Here is a 19,100-nt window from a genome sequence, read left to right on the forward strand (position 1 = left end):
GCCCTACGGCGCTTTCTATTGGCACGACCGTTCCGTTAAGCTTTTGCCAGTCTTGTACTGAGTTCGGTACAAAGGGTTTACGGACGAAACCGATGCTAAACAGTAACTTGCTCAGAAAGCTCGATATGCAGGACTTGATGGTGTTTATTGCCGTCTATGACCAGAGCAGCGTTACCGAGGTGTCCGAGACGCTGTTCGTCAGTCAGTCAACCGTGAGCTACAGCCTGAAGAAGCTGCGCACCAGTTTTGAGGATGAGCTGTTTATCAATACGCGGGCCGGCATGCGCCCGACGTACAAGGCCACCACCATGTACGAACACGTGCGCAAGATCCTTGAAAGCATCAACCTGTGCCATGCCGGCAGCCAGGCCTTCGACCCGACGCAGAAGGCGGTGACCTTCAACGTCTGTGCCCCGGAATACTTCGAACAACTGATTTTGCCGCGCCTGTTGAAGCACTTCGACCGGGCCGACTTGCCGGTGATCGTCAATGTGCGAAAGCTGGAAACCGAACTGCCCGCCGACGACCTGCGCGAAGGCCGCCTCGACCTGGTGATTTGTTTCGGCCCGCACTTTCACCGTGCCCACAAAGATTTCAAGACCCAGATGCTGCTGGAAGACGATTTGGTGTGTGTGTTCGATAAACGTTCGAGCCCGCGCGAGCCGGCTTTCAGCTTGCAATCGTTTGTCGAACGGCGCCACGTGTTCCCCACGCCCTGGACCTCCGACACCAACATGATCGACGGCTGGCTGGCGCGCCAAGCCCATAAGCGCCAGGTGATTGCCCGTGCCAACAGCTACAGCGCCGCCTTGAAAATGATCAGCGGCACCGACTGTATTGTCACCCTGCCCCGCCGTGTGCAAAAGCTGCTGGCACCGGCCACCGTGTTCGGCTATTGCGAAGCGCCGAACGGGTTACCGGGGTTTACGCTGGACATGCAGTGGAATGAAACCAGTGGCCAGGACAGCGCCAATACCTGGTTTCGGGAGCAGATCGTCAAGGTGTGCGCCGATCAGGGCTTGTTGTAACCCTCAGCCAATAGCAACTTTGCTGTAGGAATCACGATCCATGTCCAGCAACTGGACACTGAGCTGAACCTGCAGATCGGTCGGCCACTCGGCCGCGTCCTGCAGGGCCGCCAACAAGCTTTCCGACAACTGCTGCTTGACCTGGGGTGAGCGCCCGCTGAGCAGCGACAGCTTCACCGCAATAAAACCGCGCGGGCTGAGGGAGGTGCCCACCTGGAAACTCTCGACCTTGATTGCGCGGCTCTTGATATCGAACTCGGAACCGAACTGTCCGGACGCCATCAGCACGTTGTTCAGGCGCAGCAGGGTTTTCTCGACGGCAAGGCCAGTCAGGTTGGCGGTGTATTCCAAGTGCAGGTGCGGCATGAAAAGCTCCGAGTGGGCTTGAAAAGAAACCTACATATAGCACGCAGTTGAACGAAGTCAGATCGATTTCAATGTGAAACTTCGGTCAGCCCTCGCAACGAACGACTTTCCCAGCAGGCCACGATCACCAGCACCGCCGTGGTCAACGCCCCTAGCGCCAGCGCCGAAAACATCTGTTGCAACCCCAGCGGCAACAGCACCAGCAACATCAGCAACCCGCCAAGATGCGAGAGCGGTGGCAGCGGCCGGTCACTCATCACCCACTTGAACATCGCACTGCCCAGCAAAAACAAAAACGGCCCGGCAATCATCGCCACGATGCCCGCTTGGCTGGCGTGCCCCGGATGCACCAGCACCAACTCGTCGGCCACCGCGCTGACGATGATCCCGGCGACGATCAGCACATGCAGGTAGGTGTAGGCGATCCGCGCCTGGCGGCCAGGGTCGGCGGAGCTGGCAATCCGGTGGTGGGCGCGCTCGGCGCCGCTGTCGAAATAGATCCACCACAGCGCAATGCTGCCCACCACGGCCACCAGGAAAGCCCCCAGGCCTTCGACGCTCCAGGGCAACTCGGCGAACGTGGCACCGGTCACCAGCAAGGATTCACCGAGGGCGATAATCACAAACAGGCCGCAACGCTCGGCCATGTGGTTGCCTTCGACATTCCAGTCCGCCAGGGTCGAGCGCCCAAGCCCTGGCACCCAGAAATACACCGACGGCGATATCAGTTCTATGAGCAGCGCCAACGCCCAGAAGGCCAGGCGCTGCTCGCCTTCGACCAACGCGCCACTGATCCAGAACACCCCGGAACACAGCATCCACGCGAGGATCCGCTGAAAGTTGCGGGTCATGTTCAGCGACTCACCGCGCACGGCCCACAACGCGAACAGCGTGCGACCCACCTGCATAAAGACGTAGGCACCGGCGAACAACAGGCCGCGATCGGTGAAGGCTTTGGGGATTGATGAGGACAGCAACAGGCCGGCCACCATCAAGCCGAACAGGCCGATACGGATGGGGATTTTTTCCGGGTCGAGCCAGTTGGTGATCCATGAGGTGAAGATCCACACCCACCACACCGCGACCATCATCAGCGCCACCTGCACGGCACCGCCGAGGGTCAGGTGGGCCAGCAGCGAGTGGGACAACTGGGTCACGGCGAACACAAACACCAGGTCGAAAAACAGCTCGACCATCCCCACCTTGCCGCTGTCATGACTGCCGCGCCCACGCAGCAAAGAACGGGATAACGTCATCGGTGGATCTCCCTGAAGGCTTATCTCAAGATTTTTCTGCGAGTACCGGCAGCCTGTCGCGTTCACTCATGAACGCCTCCAAGCGTGAACGCATCCAGCGTTCGGCAGGGTCCGTGTCGACGTGGCTGAGCCAGACCATGGACAGGTCCAGGGTTGGGGTTTCGAACGGGAACGGCTCACAGAACAGGTTGCCGCCAGCGGCCATGGCATGGGCGGTGTAATCCGGCAGGCTGGCGATCATGTCGGTGCCGGCGAGCAGCGCCGGCAATGCACTGTATTGGGGTACAGACAGCACCACATGCCGTTTGCGACCGATCTCGGCCAGCCACTCATCGGCAAACCCGGACACGTTGGCGGTGTGAGACACCAGCACATGGGGACGGGCGCAATATTCGTCGAGAGTCAGCGGTGTAGCCGAGGCATCGGCACGCAACAGGCAGGGGCGGATATGCCGCAACAACTTGCGCTTGGCATTGGCTGGCAGGCCACGAGTCTGGGTGATGCCCACGGTGATATCGCCGGAAGCCAGCAGGTCGGGGATACGCCAGTAATCGACGTGCTGCACCACGAACACCACCAACGGCGCTTCCTGGCGCAAGGCCCGCAACAGCGGCGGCAGCAAGCCGAACTCGACGTCATCGGACAAGCCGATGCGAAAGGTCATGGTGCTTTGGGTCGGGTCGAAATCGTGGGTCAGGCTCAAGGCTGACGACAATGAGTCGAGGGCCGGCGACAGGTGCTGGATGATCTCCTCGGCCCGCGCAGTCGGCTCCATGCGGTGGCCGACGCGAATAAACAGTGGGTCGTTGAACAACGTGCGCAAGCGGTTGAGGGCCGAACTGATGGTCGGCTGGCCAAGAAACAGCTTCTCTGCCACCCGTGTCACATTGCGCTCGAGCATCAGTGCTTCGAAGACCACCATCAGGTTGATGTCGGCCTTGCGTAATTCATTGCGATTCATCGGCGCCTGCCCCTTTCCCCAAGACAAGCCGCAGTTTAGAAAGCCCGGCGGGCTGCGTCTATGTGAACACTGTTCATCCGGCGCCTTTGGGACTATAAATCAGCGCTTGAAGATCAAAGGATCGCTATCGTGCTGGTCATTATTGCCTTGGCCATGGTCGTGGCCGGGCTTTGCCTCTGGGTCGTCCGGTTCATTGCCAACCCCACCGTCAGGACGCTGATGCGGGTGTTTATTGGCTTATGCCTGGCGGCGGCGATCGCTTATTGGGTGCTGGCGTGGGGTTTGCCTATCTCCGTGCTGGCTTCATAAACGGTAACTTTTTCAGCAAGGACTGCTTATCTTGAAATTCGCCTACACCATTATCTATGTGCCCGACGTTGCCGCGTCGCTGGCATTCTTTGAAACAGCCTTCGGTTTCAGTCGCCGTTATTTGCATGAATCCGGCACTTATGGCGAGTTGGAAACGGGTGACACCACGCTGTCGTTCGCCGCGCATGAGTTGGGCGAACTGAACTTCGACGGCGGGCACGTCGAGGCGCACGCCTCCCGAAAGCCGCTGGGGATGGAGGTGGGGTTTGTCACTGAGGATGTATTCGTCGCCCATGCCAAGGCGCTGCTGCACGGCGCGAAGGAGCTGTCGCCACCGAGCACCAAGCCTTGGGGGCAAGTGGTGTCGTATGTGCGTTGCCCGGATGGCACGCTGGTGGAGTTGTGTACGCCGATAGTGGGCTGAACACAGAAACATTGTGGGAGGCCCCGCCACCTCTTCGATGTAGCGCTGTCGCGCATCAAACTGGTTCATCGTAAGGTTGAAGAACGCGGGCGGGGCAAAGGCCGTAACCAGCACTGGTGTGACAGCACCCGAGTGGGAGAGTGGCCTGCACGGTATCGGCGTGGAGTCATTGTCGGCACAGCTAGCTGTGACCACGTATAAGAGAGTGAATCCGCTCGCCACCGTGTACCCCGCCCGCGTCATTCAATCCTGCGAGGAATTGTCATGACGCGCAAGAACCAAAAACGGTTTGAAGTTATTCACCCTGACTGCGCTGCCGTTGATGTTGGCGGCGGTGAACATTTGGCTGCCGTTGATCCGACGAAATGCGATGACCCGGTTAAAAGGTTTTCAACCTTCACCGACGATTTGCACGCCATGGCCGATTGGTTTGAGTCCATGGGCGTCAAGATGGTGGCGATGGAGGCGACCGGCGTTTATTGGATCCCGCTTTTCGAAATATTGGATAGACGAGGCTTTGAGGTCTATCTCGTTAACTCCCGCGCGACTCGGCAAATCACCGGGCGAAAGTCCGATGTACTGGATTGCCAGTGGATTCTTCAGCTCATGACGCACGGCCTGTTGAGAGGCGCTTTTCGGCCCTCGGACGAAGTGTGCTCACTGCGCTCACTGGTCCGTCAGCGTGGCAATAAGGTGCGTGACCAAGCCAAAGCGCTTAATCGGATGCAAAAGGCGCTGGTCCAAATGAACATCCAGCTGGCTCAGGTCATCAGCAACATTGCCGGGGTGACGGGCATGAGCATTTTGCGAGCAATCGTTAAAGGCGAACGGGACCCCGAAGTACTCGCCATGCTCAGAGACAAGCGCGTCAAAGCCGACCAGGCTACTGTCGCCCGCAGCTTACGAGGTAATTGGCGAGCCGAGCATTTGCATGCTCTGGGTCAGGAGTTGGCAGCTTATGATTTTCTGGAAAAACAGATTGGCGAGTGTGATCAAGCCATTGCGCAGGCACTGGAGCGACTACCCGTTCTTCAGGCGGATGTTGTTCCGCCCAGCAAAACACTGCGCAACCCACACCGCTCAAATGAGCAGCAACTGATTTTGCATCGCGCGCTGAACAAGGTCATGGGCGTGGATTTGACCGCAATCCCAACCATCGGAATCGACACGGCGTTGGTTTTGGCCAGTGAATTGGGGGCGGATTTATCACGCTTTCCGACTTCGCAGCACTTCTGTTCGTGGCTAGGCCTTGCACCGCCGACGAGAATTTCGGGAGGAAAACCCCTTCCTGGAAAGACGGTGAAAGTGATTAATCGAGCTGCGCAAGCGCTGAAGCAAGCTGCCTCTATTGCACGCAACGATAAAAGTTTTATCGGTGCCAGCCACCGAGCGCGCCTGACCCGGATGGACACCTGTTGTGCCATCAAGGCGACAGCTCATCAACTGGCACGGCTGATCTACGCGATGCTGACCAAAGGTCAGCCTTATGTTGAGAAGGGAATGGAGGAATTTGAAGAACGTAGCCGAGACCGACAACTGCGCGCCCTGGAACGCAAGGCACGTAAGTTGGGATTGCAGCTGATTAAAGCGGCTTGATTTTTAAGAGCAAAAACAATGAGTTATTTTTTGTTTGATAAGAGCTGGCTTGCCAGCTCCCACAATTTGATCATTATCGCCTGGGAATTCACGGCTTGAGCGGGCGCTCCTGATCACGCTCGGACAGCTCGGTGCCGTCGTCCGGATGCTTCCAGGTCTGCGGCTTTTCTTCTTCGCGTTGCCGCTGGGGCTGCTCGTGCTCCGGTTTGTCCTGGCGTTCGTACTCGTTACCCATACGCACCTCCCATCCGTAAGAATTGGTCACCTGTGAAGCATAGAACAGCAGTGAGATTTTGGCGGATGCGCCGATTGATAGCCAAGACGCATTAATCTATCCAAATTACTCACTTATCATTTCTAAATGTGTCAGCCACTATCCGCGGTCTTAAGCGAAACAAGCACTTTAAAAAGAACGCTGGAGACACAAAACCATGACTAGCCCTTCCCGGCCCGACTCTGCCCGCTCGAAAGTTGGTGCGGTATTCCGCGTTACTTCGGGCAACTTCCTCGAACAGTTCGACTTCTTTCTGTTCGGTTTCTACGCCACCTACATCGCTGCCGCGTTCTTCCCCGCCGCTAATGAGTTTGCGTCATTAATGATGACCTTCGCCGTGTTCGGTGCAGGCTTCCTGATGCGACCCCTGGGCGCAATTATCCTGGGTGCCTATATCGATGATGTCGGCCGTCGCAAAGGCTTGATCGTGACCCTGTCGATCATGGCCAGCGGTACGCTGCTGATCGTGCTGGTGCCGGGTTATCAGACCATTGGCCTGTGGGCGCCGTTGTTGGTGCTGCTGGGCCGCCTGCTGCAAGGCTTCTCGGCTGGCGCAGAACTGGGCGGTGTGTCGGTTTACCTGTCTGAAATGGCTACGCCAGGCCGTAAAGGCTTCTACACCAGCTGGCAGTCGGGCAGCCAACAGATCTCCATCGTGGTGGCCGCCGCACTGGGCTACGGCCTGAATGTGTGGATGGAACCGTCGGTCGTTGCCGATTGGGGCTGGCGCATTCCGTTCGCCCTCGGCTGCGTGATCATCCCGTTCATCTTCGTGCTGCGTCGCAACTTGCAGGAAACCGAAGAGTTCGCCAACCGCAAGCATCGTCCGACCATGCGTGAAGTGCTGGCAACCCTGGTGAAAAACTGGAGCGTGGTGATCGGCGGCATGCTGATGGTGGCCATGACCACCACCGCGTTCTACCTGATCACGGTGTACGCGCCGACGTTCGGCAAGACCGTGCTGCACCTGAGCACCTCGGACGCCCTGCTGGTGACCTTGCTGGTGGCCGTGTCGAACTTTGTCTGGCTGCCGATCGGCGGCACCCTGAGTGACCGTTTCGGGCGCAAGCCGGTACTGGTAGTGATGACTGCCCTGACCGTGATCACCGCCTACCCGGCGCTGTCGTTCGTGGTCAACGCGCCGAGCTTTGCGCATATGCTCGAAACCCTGCTGTGGTTCTCGTTCCTGTACGGCATGTACAACGGCGCGATGATCCCGGCGCTGACCGAAATCATGCCGGTGGAAGTGCGCGTGGCGGGCTTCTCCCTGGCCTATAGCCTGGCAACGGCGATCTTCGGTGGCTTCACACCGGCGATCTCCACATGGTTCATTCACATCACCGAAGACAAAGCCTCGCCGGCCTATTGGATGATGTTTGCCGCGGCGTGCGCGCTGTGCTCGACCCTGGCGCTGTACCGTCGTGCCAACACGCGTGGCCAGGTCATGCAGGGGGCGGTGTAATGAAGACGCTCTTGAAAACCCTGACGGCCCTGGCCCTCGGCGCCCTGGCACTGACGGCCCAGGCCGAACAGCTCAAAGTGATGACCTCCGGCGGTTTCACCGCCGCCTATAAACTGCTCGGCCCGCAATATGCCCAGCACAGCGGTGACACCCTGGACACCATCCTCGGCCCGTCGATGGGCAAGGCGCCGGAAGCGATTCCCAACCGCCTGGCCCGTGGCGAACATGCGGACGTGGTGATCATGGTCGGCTATGCCTTGGATGACTTGATCAAACAAGGCAAGGTCGACCCGGCGTCCCGTGTGGAACTGGCGGATTCGCGCATCGGCCTGGTGGTCAAAGCGGGCGCAGCCAAACCTGCGATCGGCACCGATGCCGAGCTGAAGGCAGTGCTGAGCCAGGCCAAGTCCGTGGCGTATTCGGACAGCGCCAGCGGTGTGTATGTCGAGAAGGAGCTGTTCAAGAAGCTCGGCATGCCTGCCAAGGGCAGCATGATCGAACGCATCCCGGTGGCGTCTGTGGTTGCCAAGGGTGACTACGAGGTGGGCCTGCAGCAGGTGGCCGAATTGTTGCCGGTGCCAGGCGTAACGTACGTGGGCAAAATCCCGGAAGACGTGCAATCGGTGACGCGCTTTGCGGCGGGCATTCCGGTTAACGCCGAACACCCGGCGCAGGCCAAGGCATTGCTGCAATTCCTGGCCTCGCCCGAGGCGCAACCGGTGGTGCAATCCACCGGCCTGGACTCGGTGTCACACTGACCGAAACGGCATTTCGCGCACCAACCGCTCCAACTCCAGCGCCGCTGGCGGCAATGTCCGCCCGCGGCGTTTTATCAAGCCCACATGGCGCATCACCTGCGGCTCGACCAGCGGCACACTCACCAGAATCGGGTGTTCGCACGCCGGCATCGCAATCGACGGCACCATCGCCACGCCCAGCCCGGCCTCCACCAGCCCGATCATGGTGGTCACGTGGTGGGTCTCGCAGATACTCGGTTTTTTCACCCGTACACCCCGCAACGCCTGGTCCAGCAGGAAGCGGTTGCCCGAGGTTTTGTCCACGGTGATGTAGTCGTGCTCATAGGCCTCGGCCCAGGTCACGCTGTCGCGCTCGGCCAATAGATGGTCACGGCGGCAGGCCAGCACATAGCGCTCCTGGAACAACAACTCGAACTCCACCTCATCGGCCAGGCTGCCGCTGAAACTCACGCCGAAATCCGCCTCGCCGCTTTCCACCGCATTGCACACCTCGCCGGCGCTGGCATCCAGCACGCGCAGGCGAATCTTCGGGTACAGCTTGTGGAACTCGGAGATTACGTGGGGCATGAAGTAATACGCAGTGGACGGCACACAGGCGATGGTGACGTTGCCCATGCGCGTGGAGGCGACGTTACTGATCCCCATCAAGGCGATATCAAGGTCGTCGAGGATGCGCTCCACCTGAGGCAGGAACGCGCGCCCGACCATGGTCAGGCTGACCCGCCGTGTGGTGCGCTCGAACAGTTTGACGTCGAGGGCGGATTCGAGCTTTTCGATACGTCGGCTCAGGGCCGGCTGCGAGATGCGGATGGCCTCGGCGGCGCCGCGAAAACTGCCCTTGTCTACCACGGCGCGAAAGGCTTGGAGGTCGTTGAGGTCGAAGTTGATGATCACGGGGATGGGCCAGTGTGGTCGATTTGGGGGGCATTATCGTATGGCCGGTGGTAAGGCGCCATGCGTGCCGGGGCGGTTGGCGTTAATAACCCTGCTACAAATATGAAGTCATACATATCAGTGCGTTATTGGCTGAGCGGCGCCACGCAATCGCTAAAAAGCGTCAATACTTGCAACCTGAGTTATTCAACAGGAGAGAGAAACGCTCATGGAAACCTGCCAGAACCCCTACCTATTTTGGATCGACGATGAGATGCCGGACACCGACATCGGTCAGTTGCTCCTTGCAACACGCCAATGGTCGAGTAGGATTGAATCCTACCCACTGCCCGCGGGCTTCGACATGCGCTCAACCCAGCAAATGAGTATTACCTTGCCACTCGAAATGGCCGCCCTGGTCAAAGCCAAGGTCACCTCCGGTGAATATGCGAGCGAAAGTGAAGTGATACGCGACGGCCTCAGGGCGCTGATGGCCCGTGATCGCGCCATGGAAGACTGGTTGCGCGACCAGGTGATCCCCGCCGCCGCCGCTCTCGAGGCAGCCCCTGGCCGAGCGCTCTCCACCGAGCAGGTTCGCGAACACATGGCAGCCAAACACCAGCGAACCGGTACAGAAAAACCGTGAGCTATACGGTAGCCTTTGCGCCTGAGGCGTTAGCCCAACTGGACGCCCTTGAAGACTACATCAGCAAAACCGAAGCCCCCGATGTTGCAGCACGTTTTATCGACAACATCATCAGCTGCTGCGACAGCCTTAGCGTGTTTCCATTGCGCGGTAAATGCCGTAACGACCTGCTGCCCGCCTTGCGCATCACCCATTACCGGCACACCACCGCCATCGCATTCAGCGTGGCCGCCGAGACTGAAACCGTGTCGATCCTGGGCGTGTTTTACGGCGGCCAGGATTACGCCGCTCAATTTCAGAATCACGGGTGAGAGCAGGCCTCACGCCCACCGATGGCGTGCCCAAAAACAAGGAAGAACAAATGACTGACACCCCAAACCCGCGTCGACCTTTGCGCTGGGGGTTAAGCCTGACCGGCTTACTGGCTGTTGCGACCCTGGGCTTTTTCGCCTGGCAAAGCTTCTACCCCGTCAGCGCTGCCACTGGCTGGAGCGTGCAAACCGTGCACAGTGACGTGCCCAAAGCCGCTTCGTTGATGCCTATGCCGGATGGCTCGCTGATGATCAGCCAGGAACTCAATGACGCCAAAGGCAGCATCGTACGTATCCACCCCGACGGGCGACGTGACGTGGTGGTGGGCAGCCTGTCCAAGCCCGATGGCATGTTCGCCACCCATGGCGGCTGGGTGTTCAGCCAGGAAACCGGCGACGCCCCGGTCAGCTTTCTCAAGGACGGCGTGGTGACCGAGCTGTTTCGCGGCGAAAACGTGCAAGGCCTGTGGGTTGAGGGCGACGACCTCTACGCCATCGAGGACCGTAAGGATAACGGGCGGCTATTGCGTTATCGCTGGAGCGATCAAACGCTGACCGTGGTGCGCGACAAGCTGCACGAAGGTGAATCCATCACCCGTTGCACCGATGGCCGAATGCTCTACACCGAGAAGAAAAAAGGCGTGGTGCGCGAGCTGACCGATGACGGCAGCGATCCGGTGGTGCTGGCAGGCCTGAACAAACCCACGTTCTTGATGTGCGATGAGCGCGGGTTATGGGTCAATGAAGATTCGACGCACCGGGCAAGGTTGTTGCTGATTGATAAACAGGGGCGGCAACAGACGATTTTGTCGTTCCTGAAGGCGCCGCAGTCGGTTGTGCCAACCAATCGTGGCACCTACCTGGTAGCGGAAGGTGGCAGGAATCGGGTATTGGAGCTGACGCCTGAGACTCGCACGCTGTCGCCTTAAAAAATTTTGCAGTACGGGCCAATTTGAACGCTCGCAAACCTGTCATAAATTGAACAGGACACTTCTTTTGCAACACCACCTCTCGTCAGAGTGGGTTGGTGTTGCGAGAGCGGCAGGTCGTCACCTATGAACGGGTAAGAGGATGGAGGAACCGACGCTGAATCAGCGCTTCCAGGCCTGCGGGCTGCGAAAAAACGCCTGCGCATTACTGTCCAGCGTCTCCAGGTGATACCCACCTTCCTGCACGATCACACTCGGCAGCCCCAACGCCCGAATGCACTCGCCCAACCGCGCAAACCCTTCGCGGGTCACCGCGACTTTGCTTTGCGGGTCCAGCTCGTAAATATCAAAGCCCAGGGACAACACCAACACCTCCGCCGAAAACGCCTTCACCGCCGCCAGGGCCAGTTCGAGCTTCTCAAAAAAAACCGCTTCACTGGAACCGTGGGCCATCGGCAGGTTGAGGTTGAACCCTTCACCGGCAGCGCTGCCGCGCTCGTCGGTAAAACCTGCAACGCCAGGGTAGAAGTTGGTGGGATCACCGTGGATAGACACATACAACACGTCATCCCGCTGGTAGAAAATCTCCTGGATACCTTGGCCGTGGTGCATGTCGGTATCAAGCACCGCAACGCGCTGGAAACCTTCGCGTAACACCTGCGCCGCCACCGCTGCATTGTTGATATAGCAAAAACCACCCGCCGCATCGAAACGCGCGTGGTGACCCGGCGGGCGACACAACGCGTAGGCGGCCGGTGCGCCGTCGAGGATGTCCTTGGCGGCGGCGACAGCACTTTGCGCCGACCAATAAGCCGAGCGCCACGTGAGCTCGCCAATCGGGCAGCTGCCATCCGCCAGGTAACGCGCCGCCTGGGCAAGGATGCCGCGTAGGGCATTGGGTTCGCGCACAAAGATGTTGGACATGACCTCGTCGCCCCAGTCTTCGGGGATTTCCTTCCAGCGCTGGTGGGCTTCCTGAAGGAAGGTCAGGTAAGGCGCAGCGTGTACGGCGAGCAGTGGATCGAGGCCATGATCCGACGGTTGCTGAATTTCAAAGCCCAAAGTCTGCGCGGCCACCAGCAAGTTGCGGGCACGTTCGGGGACTTCCTGCGGTGTACGCATCTGACCACGAGAGTAATAACTGCGCGGGTGGTGCAAGAGCTGTTCGGGATGGAAAAAGGTCTTCATGCAGTACTCCTGACTGAACACGGAACCTGTGGGAGCTGGCTTGCCTGCGATGGCAATTTATCAGTACCAGAGATGTCGGCTGATAGTCCGCTATCGCAGGCAAGCCAGCTCCCACTTTTGTATCCGGTGTGGCTAGTAAATGTGAGTCGTCAATTGGTGCGGCCAGCGCGTTGCAGCACGGCGTTAAGCAATACGGAACCTGTGGGAGCTGGCTTGCCTGCGATGGCAATTTATAAGTGCCAGAGATGTCGGCTGATAGTCCGCTATCGCAGGCAGCCAGCTCCCACTTTTGTATCCGGTGTGGCTAGTAAATGTGAGTCGTCAATTGGTGCGGCCCGCGCGTTGCAGCACGGCGTTAAGCAATACATCGGTGCCTTGGCGCACGTCCTCAGGCAATACGTCTTCGGCTTCATTGTGGCTAAGGCCACCGACACACGGGATGAAAATCATCGCCGTCGGGCAATAACGCGCCAGGTGAATTGCATCGTGACCGGCGCCACTGACAATGCGTTGCTGGCTGTAACCCAAGGCATCCACCGACGACTGCACACAGGCGACACACTCGGTATCGAATGGTGTGGCCGGGCTGATCCAGTGAGGGCTGATAGTGACCGTCAGGCCACGCTTCTCGCCAATCGCCTGCAAGCGAGCACGCACTTCTTGCTCCATGGCCTCAATGTCGGCATCGCGATGATGGCGCAAGTCGACGGTGAAGTTCAGCAAGCCGGGAATAGTGTTGCGCGAGGATTTGGCAATGCTCAACTCGCCGACGGTGGTCAGCCCTTCAGGGGCGAAATCCGTCGCCAGGTTTTCCAGGGCCTGGATCATTTTCGCGGTGCCATACAGGGCGTCTTTACGCAACGGCATCGGCGTGGTGCCAGCGTGCGCGGCCATGCCTTCGACCCGTACATCGAGCCAGCGAATCGCCTGGCCACCCGTGACCACGCCGATGCTCTTGGCATTGTCTTCCAAGATCGGACCTTGCTCGATATGCGCCTCGAAATACGCATCCACCGCTCCACCCAAAGCGCGCTCACCGTTGTAGCCGGTGGTGCGCAACGCTTCGGCCACGCTGACGCCGTCGACATCTACCGTGGCCAGCGCCTGTTCCAGCGCCAAAGTGCCGGTGAATACCGCCGAACCGAGCATCGCCGGCGTGAATCGGGCGCCCTCCTCGTTGGTCCACACGGCAATTTCCAGTGGTTTACGGGTCTGAATGCCATGGTCATCAAGGCTGCGGATCACTTCCAGACCAGCCAGTACGCCATACACGCCATCGAAGCGCCCGCCTTCGGGCTGGGTGTCGAGGTGGCTGCCCATCAATACCGGGGCCGCGTCCGGGTCGGTGCCGGCGCGACGGGCGAACAGGTTGCCGATGGCGTCCACGCTCAGGCTCAGCCCGGCGGCGGTGCACCAGTGGCTGAACAGCTCGCGCCCGGCCCTGTCTTCGGCACTCAAGGCCAGCCGGCAACTGCCGCCACGCGCCGTGGCACCGATCTCGGCCATGTCCATCAGGCTGGCCCACAGGCGCTGGCCATTAATCTTCAACATTGCAAAACCTCCCTCAAATGCCGTGTGCCATTTCAAGCCGGTGAGCGCTGGCATGGCGGCGTGACAATGCCAGCACGCACACCAACGAGACCGCCGCGATCAGGCTGTAAAACACTGCCATCGGCCACCATTGGCCTTGGTATTCATGGGCCAGCCAGGTGCCAATCAATGGCGTCAAGCCACCGGCCAGCGCACCACACACCTGGTAGGCCAACGAGATCGCGGTGTAGCGCACGCGCGTCTCGAACAGCCCGCTGACAAAACCTGCGATCACTGCATAAAACGACGCCATGCACACCACCGCCAAGGCGATACCGAGAATAATCAACGGCGCCTGGCCACTGCTGACCAGCACGAACATCGGGTACGGCGAGGCCATCGCCAGCACCGTCATGGCGCAGAGAAAACGCGTAGCGCCGACCTTCTCGGCGGCCCAGGCGGCCAGTGGCTGCACACAGAATTGGATGATGGCGACAACGAACAGACATTCCAGAATCAGCGAGCGCGGTAGGCCCAATTGCTGAGTGCTGTAGGCAATCATGAAGGTGTTGGTGAAATACACACCGGCGATGCCCAGGGTATTGGCACCGATGCACAACAGCAGTGGGCGCCAGGCAGTTCTCAGCACTTCGATGACGGGCGCCTGGTCTTTCTTGATCGCCCGCGCCTTTTCGGCGATGGCTTTGTCTTCCAGGAACTCGGGGGATTCATTTACACCCAGGCGAATCGCCAAGCCGACGATCAGCAACAGCGCACTGGCCAGGAATGGCAAACGCCAGCCCCAACTGAGCAGGTCTTCTTCCGGCAACCGGGTGACCGCACTGAAGGCCAGCAGCGACAGAATCAAACCTGCCGGGCTGCCGAGCTGTGCAAAGGAGGCGAAGAAATTGCGCCGGCCTTTAGGCGCATGTTCGCCAGCCATCAACACCGCCCCGCCCCACTCGCCACCGACGGCGATGCCTTGCACCACGCGCAGCAGAACCAGCAGCACCGGTGCCGCGACGCCGATCTGTGCATAGGTAGGCAACAGGCCGATACACACGGTGACCACGCCCATCATCACCAAGGTGATCACCAGGGATTTTTTACGCCCGATACGGTCACCGATATGCCCAAACACAATGCCGCCCAGCGGCCGTGCGAAGAAGCCCACTGCAAAGGTGCCGAAGGCGGCCATGGTGCTGAACAGTTTGTCTTCGGAGGGAAAAAACAGTTGGCCGAACACCAGCGCAGCGGCGATAGCGTAGATGTAAAAGTCGTACCACTCGATCATGGTGCCGATAAAAGCGGCGGCCGCAGCACGGCGCGGCTGCGGCGAAGCGGATGGCTTCATGGGGCGGGCTCCTTTGGTTATTTTTTTGGCAGGAGAAAGTCAAACCGATGCGCTCTAGGGGCGCTTGTTAAGGTAATTTATCGTCGCGGGGCTATGATTAGTCAATTTTCTATTTATTATTCAAATTATAAATCCTGCTTATTATCGAGCGATTGCATGCCCGAGACGCGCCGCGACATTCACCCGCTGCTCAACGACCGCCTGGACTGGAACCTGCTGCGCACCTTCCGCGTGATCGGCCAGGAACTGAGCATCAGCCGCGCCGCCGCGCGCCTGCACTTGACCCAACCGGCGATCAGCCAGGCGCTCAAACGCCTTGAAGAACAGCTCGACTGCCAACTCATCGCCCGCCGTGGCCCGCGTTTTGTACTCACCGAAGCCGGTGAGCAGATTTTCGCCATTGCCGGCGAGATCTATGGCCAGGTTTCGCAGATGAGCAACGCCCTGCAAAAGCCTGGCGATGAAGTGATCGGCAAGGTGCGCCTGCTGATGATCAGCCGCATCAACTCGGACACCTTCGACGACTTCCTCGCAGGCTTTCACCGCGAGCACCCACGGGTGGACCTTGAAGTGGAGGTGATGCGCAGTTCGGACATCGTCGCTGCCCTGCTGGAAAAAACCGCGACCCTGGGCTTGAGCCTCAACCGTCGGCCACAACCACGCCTGGAACAGCACCTGTTTTTGCGCCAGCGCTATGCGTTTTTTTGCGGCAAACACCATCCACTGTTCGGCCGCACCGGGTTGGCCGAGGGCGATTTGCAGTCGGAGAACTTCGTCAGTTTTACCAGTGACCAGATCGGCGGCATGTTGTCGCCGCTGACGATCTTTCGAGACCAGCAAGGCTTTAGTGGGCGCATCGTGGCGTCATCATCAAGCCTTGAAGAAGTGCGCCGGCTGGTGATTGCGGGCTACGGCCTGGGCTGCCTGCCGATCCATGTGGTGGCAGACGATGTGAAGCAGGGGCTGCTATGGCGGCTGCCGCCGGATGAAGGGATTGCGGATGTGGATATTCATCTGCTGTGGAATCGGGAGCAGAAGATGAGCCGGGCGGAAACGGTGTTTACAGAGTGTCTTTTGGCTCGATTGGCGCATTAAAAACGCCTACTGGGTACTTAGAGATTTGCCTGACGTTCTTACCAGACGGGTCCTTCAGTGAAGACCTTGAAGGAGTGCCTAAACAGCACATACAGTCTTGTGAGCCAGCGCATCGAGGCGCTGTTTGATCAGTAATCACTATTCACTTAAGCTGGACGCCATGAACACACATCCTTCGGAGGCTCCGATGGCCACCACCAAAAAAGTCGACAAGTCGCGCAAAAAGGCCGTCAGCGAAGAGCTGACATTCCTTGATGTCCGGCAAGCCGCGCGTGATGGTCAAAAAGTCTTCGACACCTATGTGATCAGCGGCAAGCTTCCAATCTCCAAGTAGGATTGAATGCCCGCCGTCAAAATTTCCCCACTGTTTCTAGCAATCAATCGCTGGGAAAATTTCGCCGCGCACTTTTTTAACTACAAAGTGTGCGGCGAACTCCCCTCCATCTTTGGCCGAGATGAAAGTCTCGACCTTAGCGACATGCACCATATCCACTTGGCCGGCACCGCTCCAACGCAAGCCCGATGGGTCAAGATCAAGCGTCAGTACTACCGCACAAATACCCTGAATGACCCAGAGAACGACTTCTGGTTTATTTACGCCTATGACGATTACTGTGACAGTTACCTTCTACTAACCATTATGGGCCCGGATGCGCACAGTCGTACCGAGTGGGGATCGTTTCTGCGGACAATCCATAACGATGTAGTGACACCGTGGATTTTGGGGCGCATCGCCTTTCCAGATCTTGAAGACTACTGACAAACTAAATGGCGCCTTTTGCAAGTCACTTGGCGCCTTCCTGCTAGTGCCTTAAAAACCGCCATCGACCATCCTTCGTTCACTGGCTGCAACAGCCATCCCACACGAAGAGGTGTTCACATGTCCAAAATCTGGTTTATTACCGGCAGTTCCCGTGGCCTTGGCCGCGCCATCACCGAGGCCGCCCTGCGCGCCGGTGATCGTGTGGTTGCCACTGCACGCAACCCGCACCAGCTGGATAATCTGGTCGCCGAATTCGGTGATGCGGTTTACCCGCAGGCTTTGGATGTGACCAACCACCAGCAGGTGGTGCAGGCCGTCGACGCCGCTGTGGCGCACTTTGGTCGCTTGGATGTGGTGGTCAACAATGCGGGTTACGGTGACCTGGCCTCGGTTGAGGATGTGACCCTGGAAGATTTCAAGGCACAGATCGATACCAACTTTTACGGTGTGGTGTATGTGAGCAAGGCCGTGGTGCCGGTGCTGCGTGCCCAGGGCAGCGGGCATATCTTTCAGGTATCGTCACTGGGCGGGCGGATTGGCATGGCGGGCCTGGCGGCTTACCAGAGTGCGAAATGGGCGGTCGGAGGGTTTTCAACCGTCCTGGCACAGGAGGTCAATCCGTTCGGCGTGCAGGTGACGGTGCTGGAGCCGGGCGGCATGCGCACAGATTGGTCAGGCAGTTCCATGACCATCCCGACCATCAGCGCGCCTTACCAGCAAAGCGTCGGAGCGCTGGTTGAACTGCTCAACTCCCCCGGTATTCTGCCGACGGGTCCTGCGCGGGTTGCCGAGATTGTGCTGGAGCTGGCCCTGAGCAAGGACGCGCCGTTGCGCCTGCTGATCGGCAGTGATGCGGTGCAGTACGCAGCGCACGCAGCGGCCGACCTGGCGGCCAGTGACGAAAAATGGCATGACCTGAGTGTGTCGGCCTCGGATTAATTAGAGATAGGTGCTGCATGCCTGACGCACGCCAACCCCGGTTCAATATCCCGGACGTTTTCTGGCACGCCCTGCGAACGATCGGGCTGGAACCTGCGACGGTGTTGCGTCAGGCACGCCTGCCCGTAACGCTCAACCTTCGTGAGCGTCGCGATAGGCGCCAGGTCAATACCGAGGAATTCTTCCGTTTGTGGGAGGCCGTGGGCGTGCTTAACCACGACCCGGCGGCGGCCGTGCGAATGGTCACCCAACTGGACAGCAGTACCCTGCCGCCTTCCAGCTTTGCGGCGTTTATTGCCCGCGACTTTCGCGATGGCCTGCACCGTCTCGCACGCTTCAAACAACTGTGCACACCCGAGCGTGTGCGGGTAATCGAAGACGGCGCTTACTGCACCGTCACTGTCGACTGGCTGCGCACCCAGCAGCACTCACCCACGTTGTTGATCGATGCGGCCTTTGCCACGTTTGTGGAGTTGGGCCGGCGCGGCTCAGGGGTACACATCACGCCGCGCAGTGTCGAGTTGGCCCGGCCTGCGCCGGACAATCACGCTCTGTCTGACTTTTTTGGCTGTGCTGTGCACTTTGGTGCCGAGCGTAACGCAATGGTGTTCGACATCGCCGATCTGGAACGGCCGTTCGCCAGTCACAACCCCGAACTGCTCGACCTGTTGAACCCGGCCCTGGTCGCGGCCTTGGCCGAAGCGACGGCAACGGCCACGATCAGCCAACAGGTCAAGGGCGCCCTCAAGCGCATCCTGGCCAGCGGTCGCCCGGAGATGGTCGAAGTGGCCCGCGAACTGGGCATGAGCGAACGCACGTTGCAGCGGCGTATCACCGAAGAAGGCAGTAGTTTTCGCCAACTGATGCTGGAGACGCGCCAGGAGGTTGTGCGCCATTTGCTGAGCGAGCCAAGCATCGAAATTGAGGAGATTGCCTGCCTGCTCGGCTATGAAGACACCAATTCGTTTTACCGCGCCTTTCGCACCTGGGAAGGCACCACGCCGGCGCGCTGGCGAGCACAGCAGATGACTCACTGAG

22 protein-coding genes are annotated in these 19,100 nt (G+C 59.3%); 14 read left to right on the forward strand and 8 right to left on the reverse strand.

Annotation, left to right across the window (positions count from 1 at the left end; genetic code table 11):
- The first annotated feature begins 92 nt into the window (after positions 1-92).
- On the forward strand, positions 93-1,028 hold the full coding sequence (locus P5706_RS24820) for a LysR family transcriptional regulator (RefSeq protein WP_285682433.1): 936 nt from the start codon (positions 93-95) through the stop codon (positions 1,026-1,028).
- A 3-nt stretch (positions 1,029-1,031) separates the two neighbouring features.
- Here the strand turns inward: P5706_RS24820 and P5706_RS24825 are convergent, their stop codons facing one another.
- From P5706_RS24825 to P5706_RS24835, 3 genes are all read right to left on the reverse strand, one after another.
- On the reverse strand, positions 1,032-1,394 hold the full coding sequence (locus tag P5706_RS24825; RefSeq protein WP_200430605.1) for a 5-carboxymethyl-2-hydroxymuconate Delta-isomerase: 363 nt from the start codon (positions 1,392-1,394) through the stop codon (positions 1,032-1,034).
- A gap of 68 nt (positions 1,395-1,462) precedes the next feature.
- Entirely contained in the window at positions 1,463-2,650 is a 1,188-nt protein-coding gene (locus P5706_RS24830; RefSeq protein WP_285682434.1) for a low temperature requirement protein A, read from the reverse strand.
- A 25-nt stretch (positions 2,651-2,675) separates the two neighbouring features.
- Complete coding sequence (locus P5706_RS24835) at positions 2,676-3,611, reverse strand: LysR substrate-binding domain-containing protein (protein WP_200430607.1); 936 nt, start codon at positions 3,609-3,611, stop codon at positions 2,676-2,678.
- Positions 3,612-3,740: 129 nt separating this feature from the next.
- Between P5706_RS24835 and P5706_RS24840 the strand changes: the two genes are divergently transcribed.
- The 3 genes from P5706_RS24840 to P5706_RS24850 all read left to right on the forward strand — a co-directional run bounded on the left by P5706_RS24840 (position 3,741) and on the right by P5706_RS24850 (position 5,940).
- On the forward strand, positions 3,741-3,920 hold the full coding sequence (locus P5706_RS24840) for a hypothetical protein (protein ID WP_200430608.1): 180 nt from the start codon (positions 3,741-3,743) through the stop codon (positions 3,918-3,920).
- A 31-nt stretch (positions 3,921-3,951) separates the two neighbouring features.
- Positions 3,952-4,344, forward strand: a complete 393-nt coding sequence (locus P5706_RS24845; RefSeq protein ID WP_285682436.1) for a VOC family protein — start codon at positions 3,952-3,954, stop codon at positions 4,342-4,344.
- 264 nt (positions 4,345-4,608) lie between these two features.
- Complete coding sequence (locus P5706_RS24850; protein ID WP_285679620.1) at positions 4,609-5,940, forward strand: IS110 family RNA-guided transposase; 1,332 nt, start codon at positions 4,609-4,611, stop codon at positions 5,938-5,940.
- Positions 5,941-6,028: 88 nt separating this feature from the next.
- Here P5706_RS24850 and P5706_RS24855 read toward each other — a convergent pair whose 3' ends face one another.
- Positions 6,029-6,175, reverse strand: a complete 147-nt coding sequence (locus tag P5706_RS24855; RefSeq protein ID WP_200430610.1) for a hypothetical protein — start codon at positions 6,173-6,175, stop codon at positions 6,029-6,031.
- 196 nt (positions 6,176-6,371) lie between these two features.
- Here P5706_RS24855 and P5706_RS24860 point away from each other — a divergent pair, with 196 nt between their 5' ends.
- Positions 6,372-7,676: an MFS transporter gene (locus P5706_RS24860; RefSeq protein ID WP_285682438.1), complete on the forward strand. Its 1,305-nt coding sequence runs from the start codon at positions 6,372-6,374 to the stop codon at positions 7,674-7,676.
- Complete coding sequence (locus tag P5706_RS24865) at positions 7,676-8,434, forward strand: substrate-binding domain-containing protein (RefSeq protein ID WP_285682440.1); 759 nt, start codon at positions 7,676-7,678, stop codon at positions 8,432-8,434. The genes P5706_RS24860 and P5706_RS24865 overlap by 1 nt, the downstream gene beginning before the upstream one ends.
- On the opposite strand, the gene P5706_RS24870 is transcribed toward P5706_RS24865, so the two are convergent.
- Positions 8,426-9,328, reverse strand: a complete 903-nt coding sequence (locus tag P5706_RS24870; protein ID WP_200430613.1) for a LysR family transcriptional regulator — start codon at positions 9,326-9,328, stop codon at positions 8,426-8,428. The genes P5706_RS24865 and P5706_RS24870 overlap by 9 nt on opposite strands.
- 208 nt (positions 9,329-9,536) lie before the next feature.
- Here P5706_RS24870 and P5706_RS24875 point away from each other — a divergent pair, with 208 nt between their 5' ends.
- The 3 genes from P5706_RS24875 to P5706_RS24885 are packed head-to-tail and all read left to right on the forward strand — an operon-like array spanning position 9,537 to position 11,193.
- Positions 9,537-9,953, forward strand: coding sequence for a ribbon-helix-helix domain-containing protein (locus P5706_RS24875; RefSeq protein WP_285682443.1), 417 nt, complete (start codon positions 9,537-9,539; stop codon positions 9,951-9,953).
- Positions 9,950-10,264 (forward strand): type II toxin-antitoxin system RelE/ParE family toxin, encoded by a 315-nt coding sequence (locus tag P5706_RS24880; protein WP_285682444.1) that lies wholly within the window; start codon positions 9,950-9,952, stop codon positions 10,262-10,264. The genes P5706_RS24875 and P5706_RS24880 overlap by 4 nt, the downstream gene beginning before the upstream one ends.
- A 50-nt stretch (positions 10,265-10,314) precedes the next feature.
- Complete coding sequence (locus P5706_RS24885; protein ID WP_200430615.1) at positions 10,315-11,193, forward strand: SMP-30/gluconolactonase/LRE family protein; 879 nt, start codon at positions 10,315-10,317, stop codon at positions 11,191-11,193.
- 162 nt (positions 11,194-11,355) lie between these two features.
- On the opposite strand, the gene P5706_RS24890 is transcribed toward P5706_RS24885, so the two are convergent.
- The 3 genes from P5706_RS24890 to P5706_RS24900 form a co-directional block, all read right to left on the reverse strand.
- Entirely contained in the window at positions 11,356-12,381 is a 1,026-nt protein-coding gene (locus P5706_RS24890; RefSeq protein WP_285682446.1) for a histone deacetylase family protein, read from the reverse strand.
- Positions 12,382-12,702: 321 nt separating this feature from the next.
- Positions 12,703-13,932, reverse strand: a complete 1,230-nt coding sequence (locus tag P5706_RS24895) for a Zn-dependent hydrolase (RefSeq protein WP_285682448.1) — start codon at positions 13,930-13,932, stop codon at positions 12,703-12,705.
- Between the two features lie 13 nt (positions 13,933-13,945).
- Positions 13,946-15,265 carry an MFS transporter gene (locus P5706_RS24900; protein WP_285682450.1) on the reverse strand — a complete coding sequence of 440 codons (1,320 nt, stop codon included), beginning with the start codon at positions 15,263-15,265 and terminating at the stop codon, positions 13,946-13,948.
- Positions 15,266-15,421: 156 nt separating this feature from the next.
- On the opposite strand from P5706_RS24900, the gene P5706_RS24905 reads away from it, so the two are divergent.
- The 5 genes from P5706_RS24905 (at position 15,422) to P5706_RS24925 (ending at position 19,099) form a co-directional block, all read left to right on the forward strand.
- The gene (locus tag P5706_RS24905; protein WP_285682452.1) at positions 15,422-16,360 is read left to right on the forward strand and encodes a LysR family transcriptional regulator; all 939 of its coding nucleotides are present in this window, start codon (positions 15,422-15,424) and stop codon (positions 16,358-16,360) included.
- Positions 16,361-16,547: 187 nt separating this feature from the next.
- Positions 16,548-16,694, forward strand: coding sequence for a hypothetical protein (locus P5706_RS24910; protein WP_200430620.1), 147 nt, complete (start codon positions 16,548-16,550; stop codon positions 16,692-16,694).
- Positions 16,695-16,700: 6 nt separating this feature from the next.
- A complete protein-coding gene (locus P5706_RS24915) occupies positions 16,701-17,120 on the forward strand; it encodes a type II toxin-antitoxin system YafO family toxin (protein ID WP_200430621.1) in 420 nt (139 codons plus the stop codon).
- A 120-nt stretch (positions 17,121-17,240) separates the two neighbouring features.
- Positions 17,241-18,062, forward strand: coding sequence for an SDR family NAD(P)-dependent oxidoreductase (locus P5706_RS24920; protein WP_285682454.1), 822 nt, complete (start codon positions 17,241-17,243; stop codon positions 18,060-18,062).
- 17 nt (positions 18,063-18,079) lie between these two features.
- Positions 18,080-19,099, forward strand: a complete 1,020-nt coding sequence (locus P5706_RS24925) for an AraC family transcriptional regulator (RefSeq protein WP_285682456.1) — start codon at positions 18,080-18,082, stop codon at positions 19,097-19,099.
- Position 19,100 lies beyond the last annotated feature (1 nt).

The sequence above is a fragment of the Pseudomonas sp. ChxA genome (assembly GCF_030263855.1).
GTDB classification, from domain to species: Bacteria; Pseudomonadota; Gammaproteobacteria; order Pseudomonadales; family Pseudomonadaceae; genus Aquipseudomonas; species Aquipseudomonas fluorescens_CB.

Coding starts and splice junctions, on each gene's coding strand:
- P5706_RS24820 (WP_285682433.1), top strand. CDS start 93: ATGCTAAACAGTAACTTGCTCAGAAAGCTCGATATGCAGGACTTGATG.
- P5706_RS24825 (WP_200430605.1), bottom strand. CDS start 1,394: ATGCCGCACCTGCACTTGGAATACACCGCCAACCTGACTGGCCTTGCC.
- P5706_RS24830 (WP_285682434.1), bottom strand. CDS start 2,650: ATGACGTTATCCCGTTCTTTGCTGCGTGGGCGCGGCAGTCATGACAGC.
- P5706_RS24835 (WP_200430607.1), bottom strand. CDS start 3,611: ATGAATCGCAATGAATTACGCAAGGCCGACATCAACCTGATGGTGGTC.
- P5706_RS24850 (WP_285679620.1), top strand. CDS start 4,609: ATGACGCGCAAGAACCAAAAACGGTTTGAAGTTATTCACCCTGACTGC.
- P5706_RS24855 (WP_200430610.1), bottom strand. CDS start 6,175: ATGGGTAACGAGTACGAACGCCAGGACAAACCGGAGCACGAGCAGCCC.
- P5706_RS24860 (WP_285682438.1), top strand. CDS start 6,372: ATGACTAGCCCTTCCCGGCCCGACTCTGCCCGCTCGAAAGTTGGTGCG.
- P5706_RS24865 (WP_285682440.1), top strand. CDS start 7,676: ATGAAGACGCTCTTGAAAACCCTGACGGCCCTGGCCCTCGGCGCCCTG.
- P5706_RS24875 (WP_285682443.1), top strand. CDS start 9,537: ATGGAAACCTGCCAGAACCCCTACCTATTTTGGATCGACGATGAGATG.
- P5706_RS24885 (WP_200430615.1), top strand. CDS start 10,315: ATGACTGACACCCCAAACCCGCGTCGACCTTTGCGCTGGGGGTTAAGC.
- P5706_RS24890 (WP_285682446.1), bottom strand. CDS start 12,381: ATGAAGACCTTTTTCCATCCCGAACAGCTCTTGCACCACCCGCGCAGT.
- P5706_RS24895 (WP_285682448.1), bottom strand. CDS start 13,932: ATGTTGAAGATTAATGGCCAGCGCCTGTGGGCCAGCCTGATGGACATG.
- P5706_RS24900 (WP_285682450.1), bottom strand. CDS start 15,265: ATGAAGCCATCCGCTTCGCCGCAGCCGCGCCGTGCTGCGGCCGCCGCT.
- P5706_RS24905 (WP_285682452.1), top strand. CDS start 15,422: ATGCCCGAGACGCGCCGCGACATTCACCCGCTGCTCAACGACCGCCTG.
- P5706_RS24910 (WP_200430620.1), top strand. CDS start 16,548: ATGGCCACCACCAAAAAAGTCGACAAGTCGCGCAAAAAGGCCGTCAGC.
- P5706_RS24915 (WP_200430621.1), top strand. CDS start 16,701: ATGCCCGCCGTCAAAATTTCCCCACTGTTTCTAGCAATCAATCGCTGG.
- P5706_RS24920 (WP_285682454.1), top strand. CDS start 17,241: ATGTCCAAAATCTGGTTTATTACCGGCAGTTCCCGTGGCCTTGGCCGC.
- P5706_RS24925 (WP_285682456.1), top strand. CDS start 18,080: ATGCCTGACGCACGCCAACCCCGGTTCAATATCCCGGACGTTTTCTGG.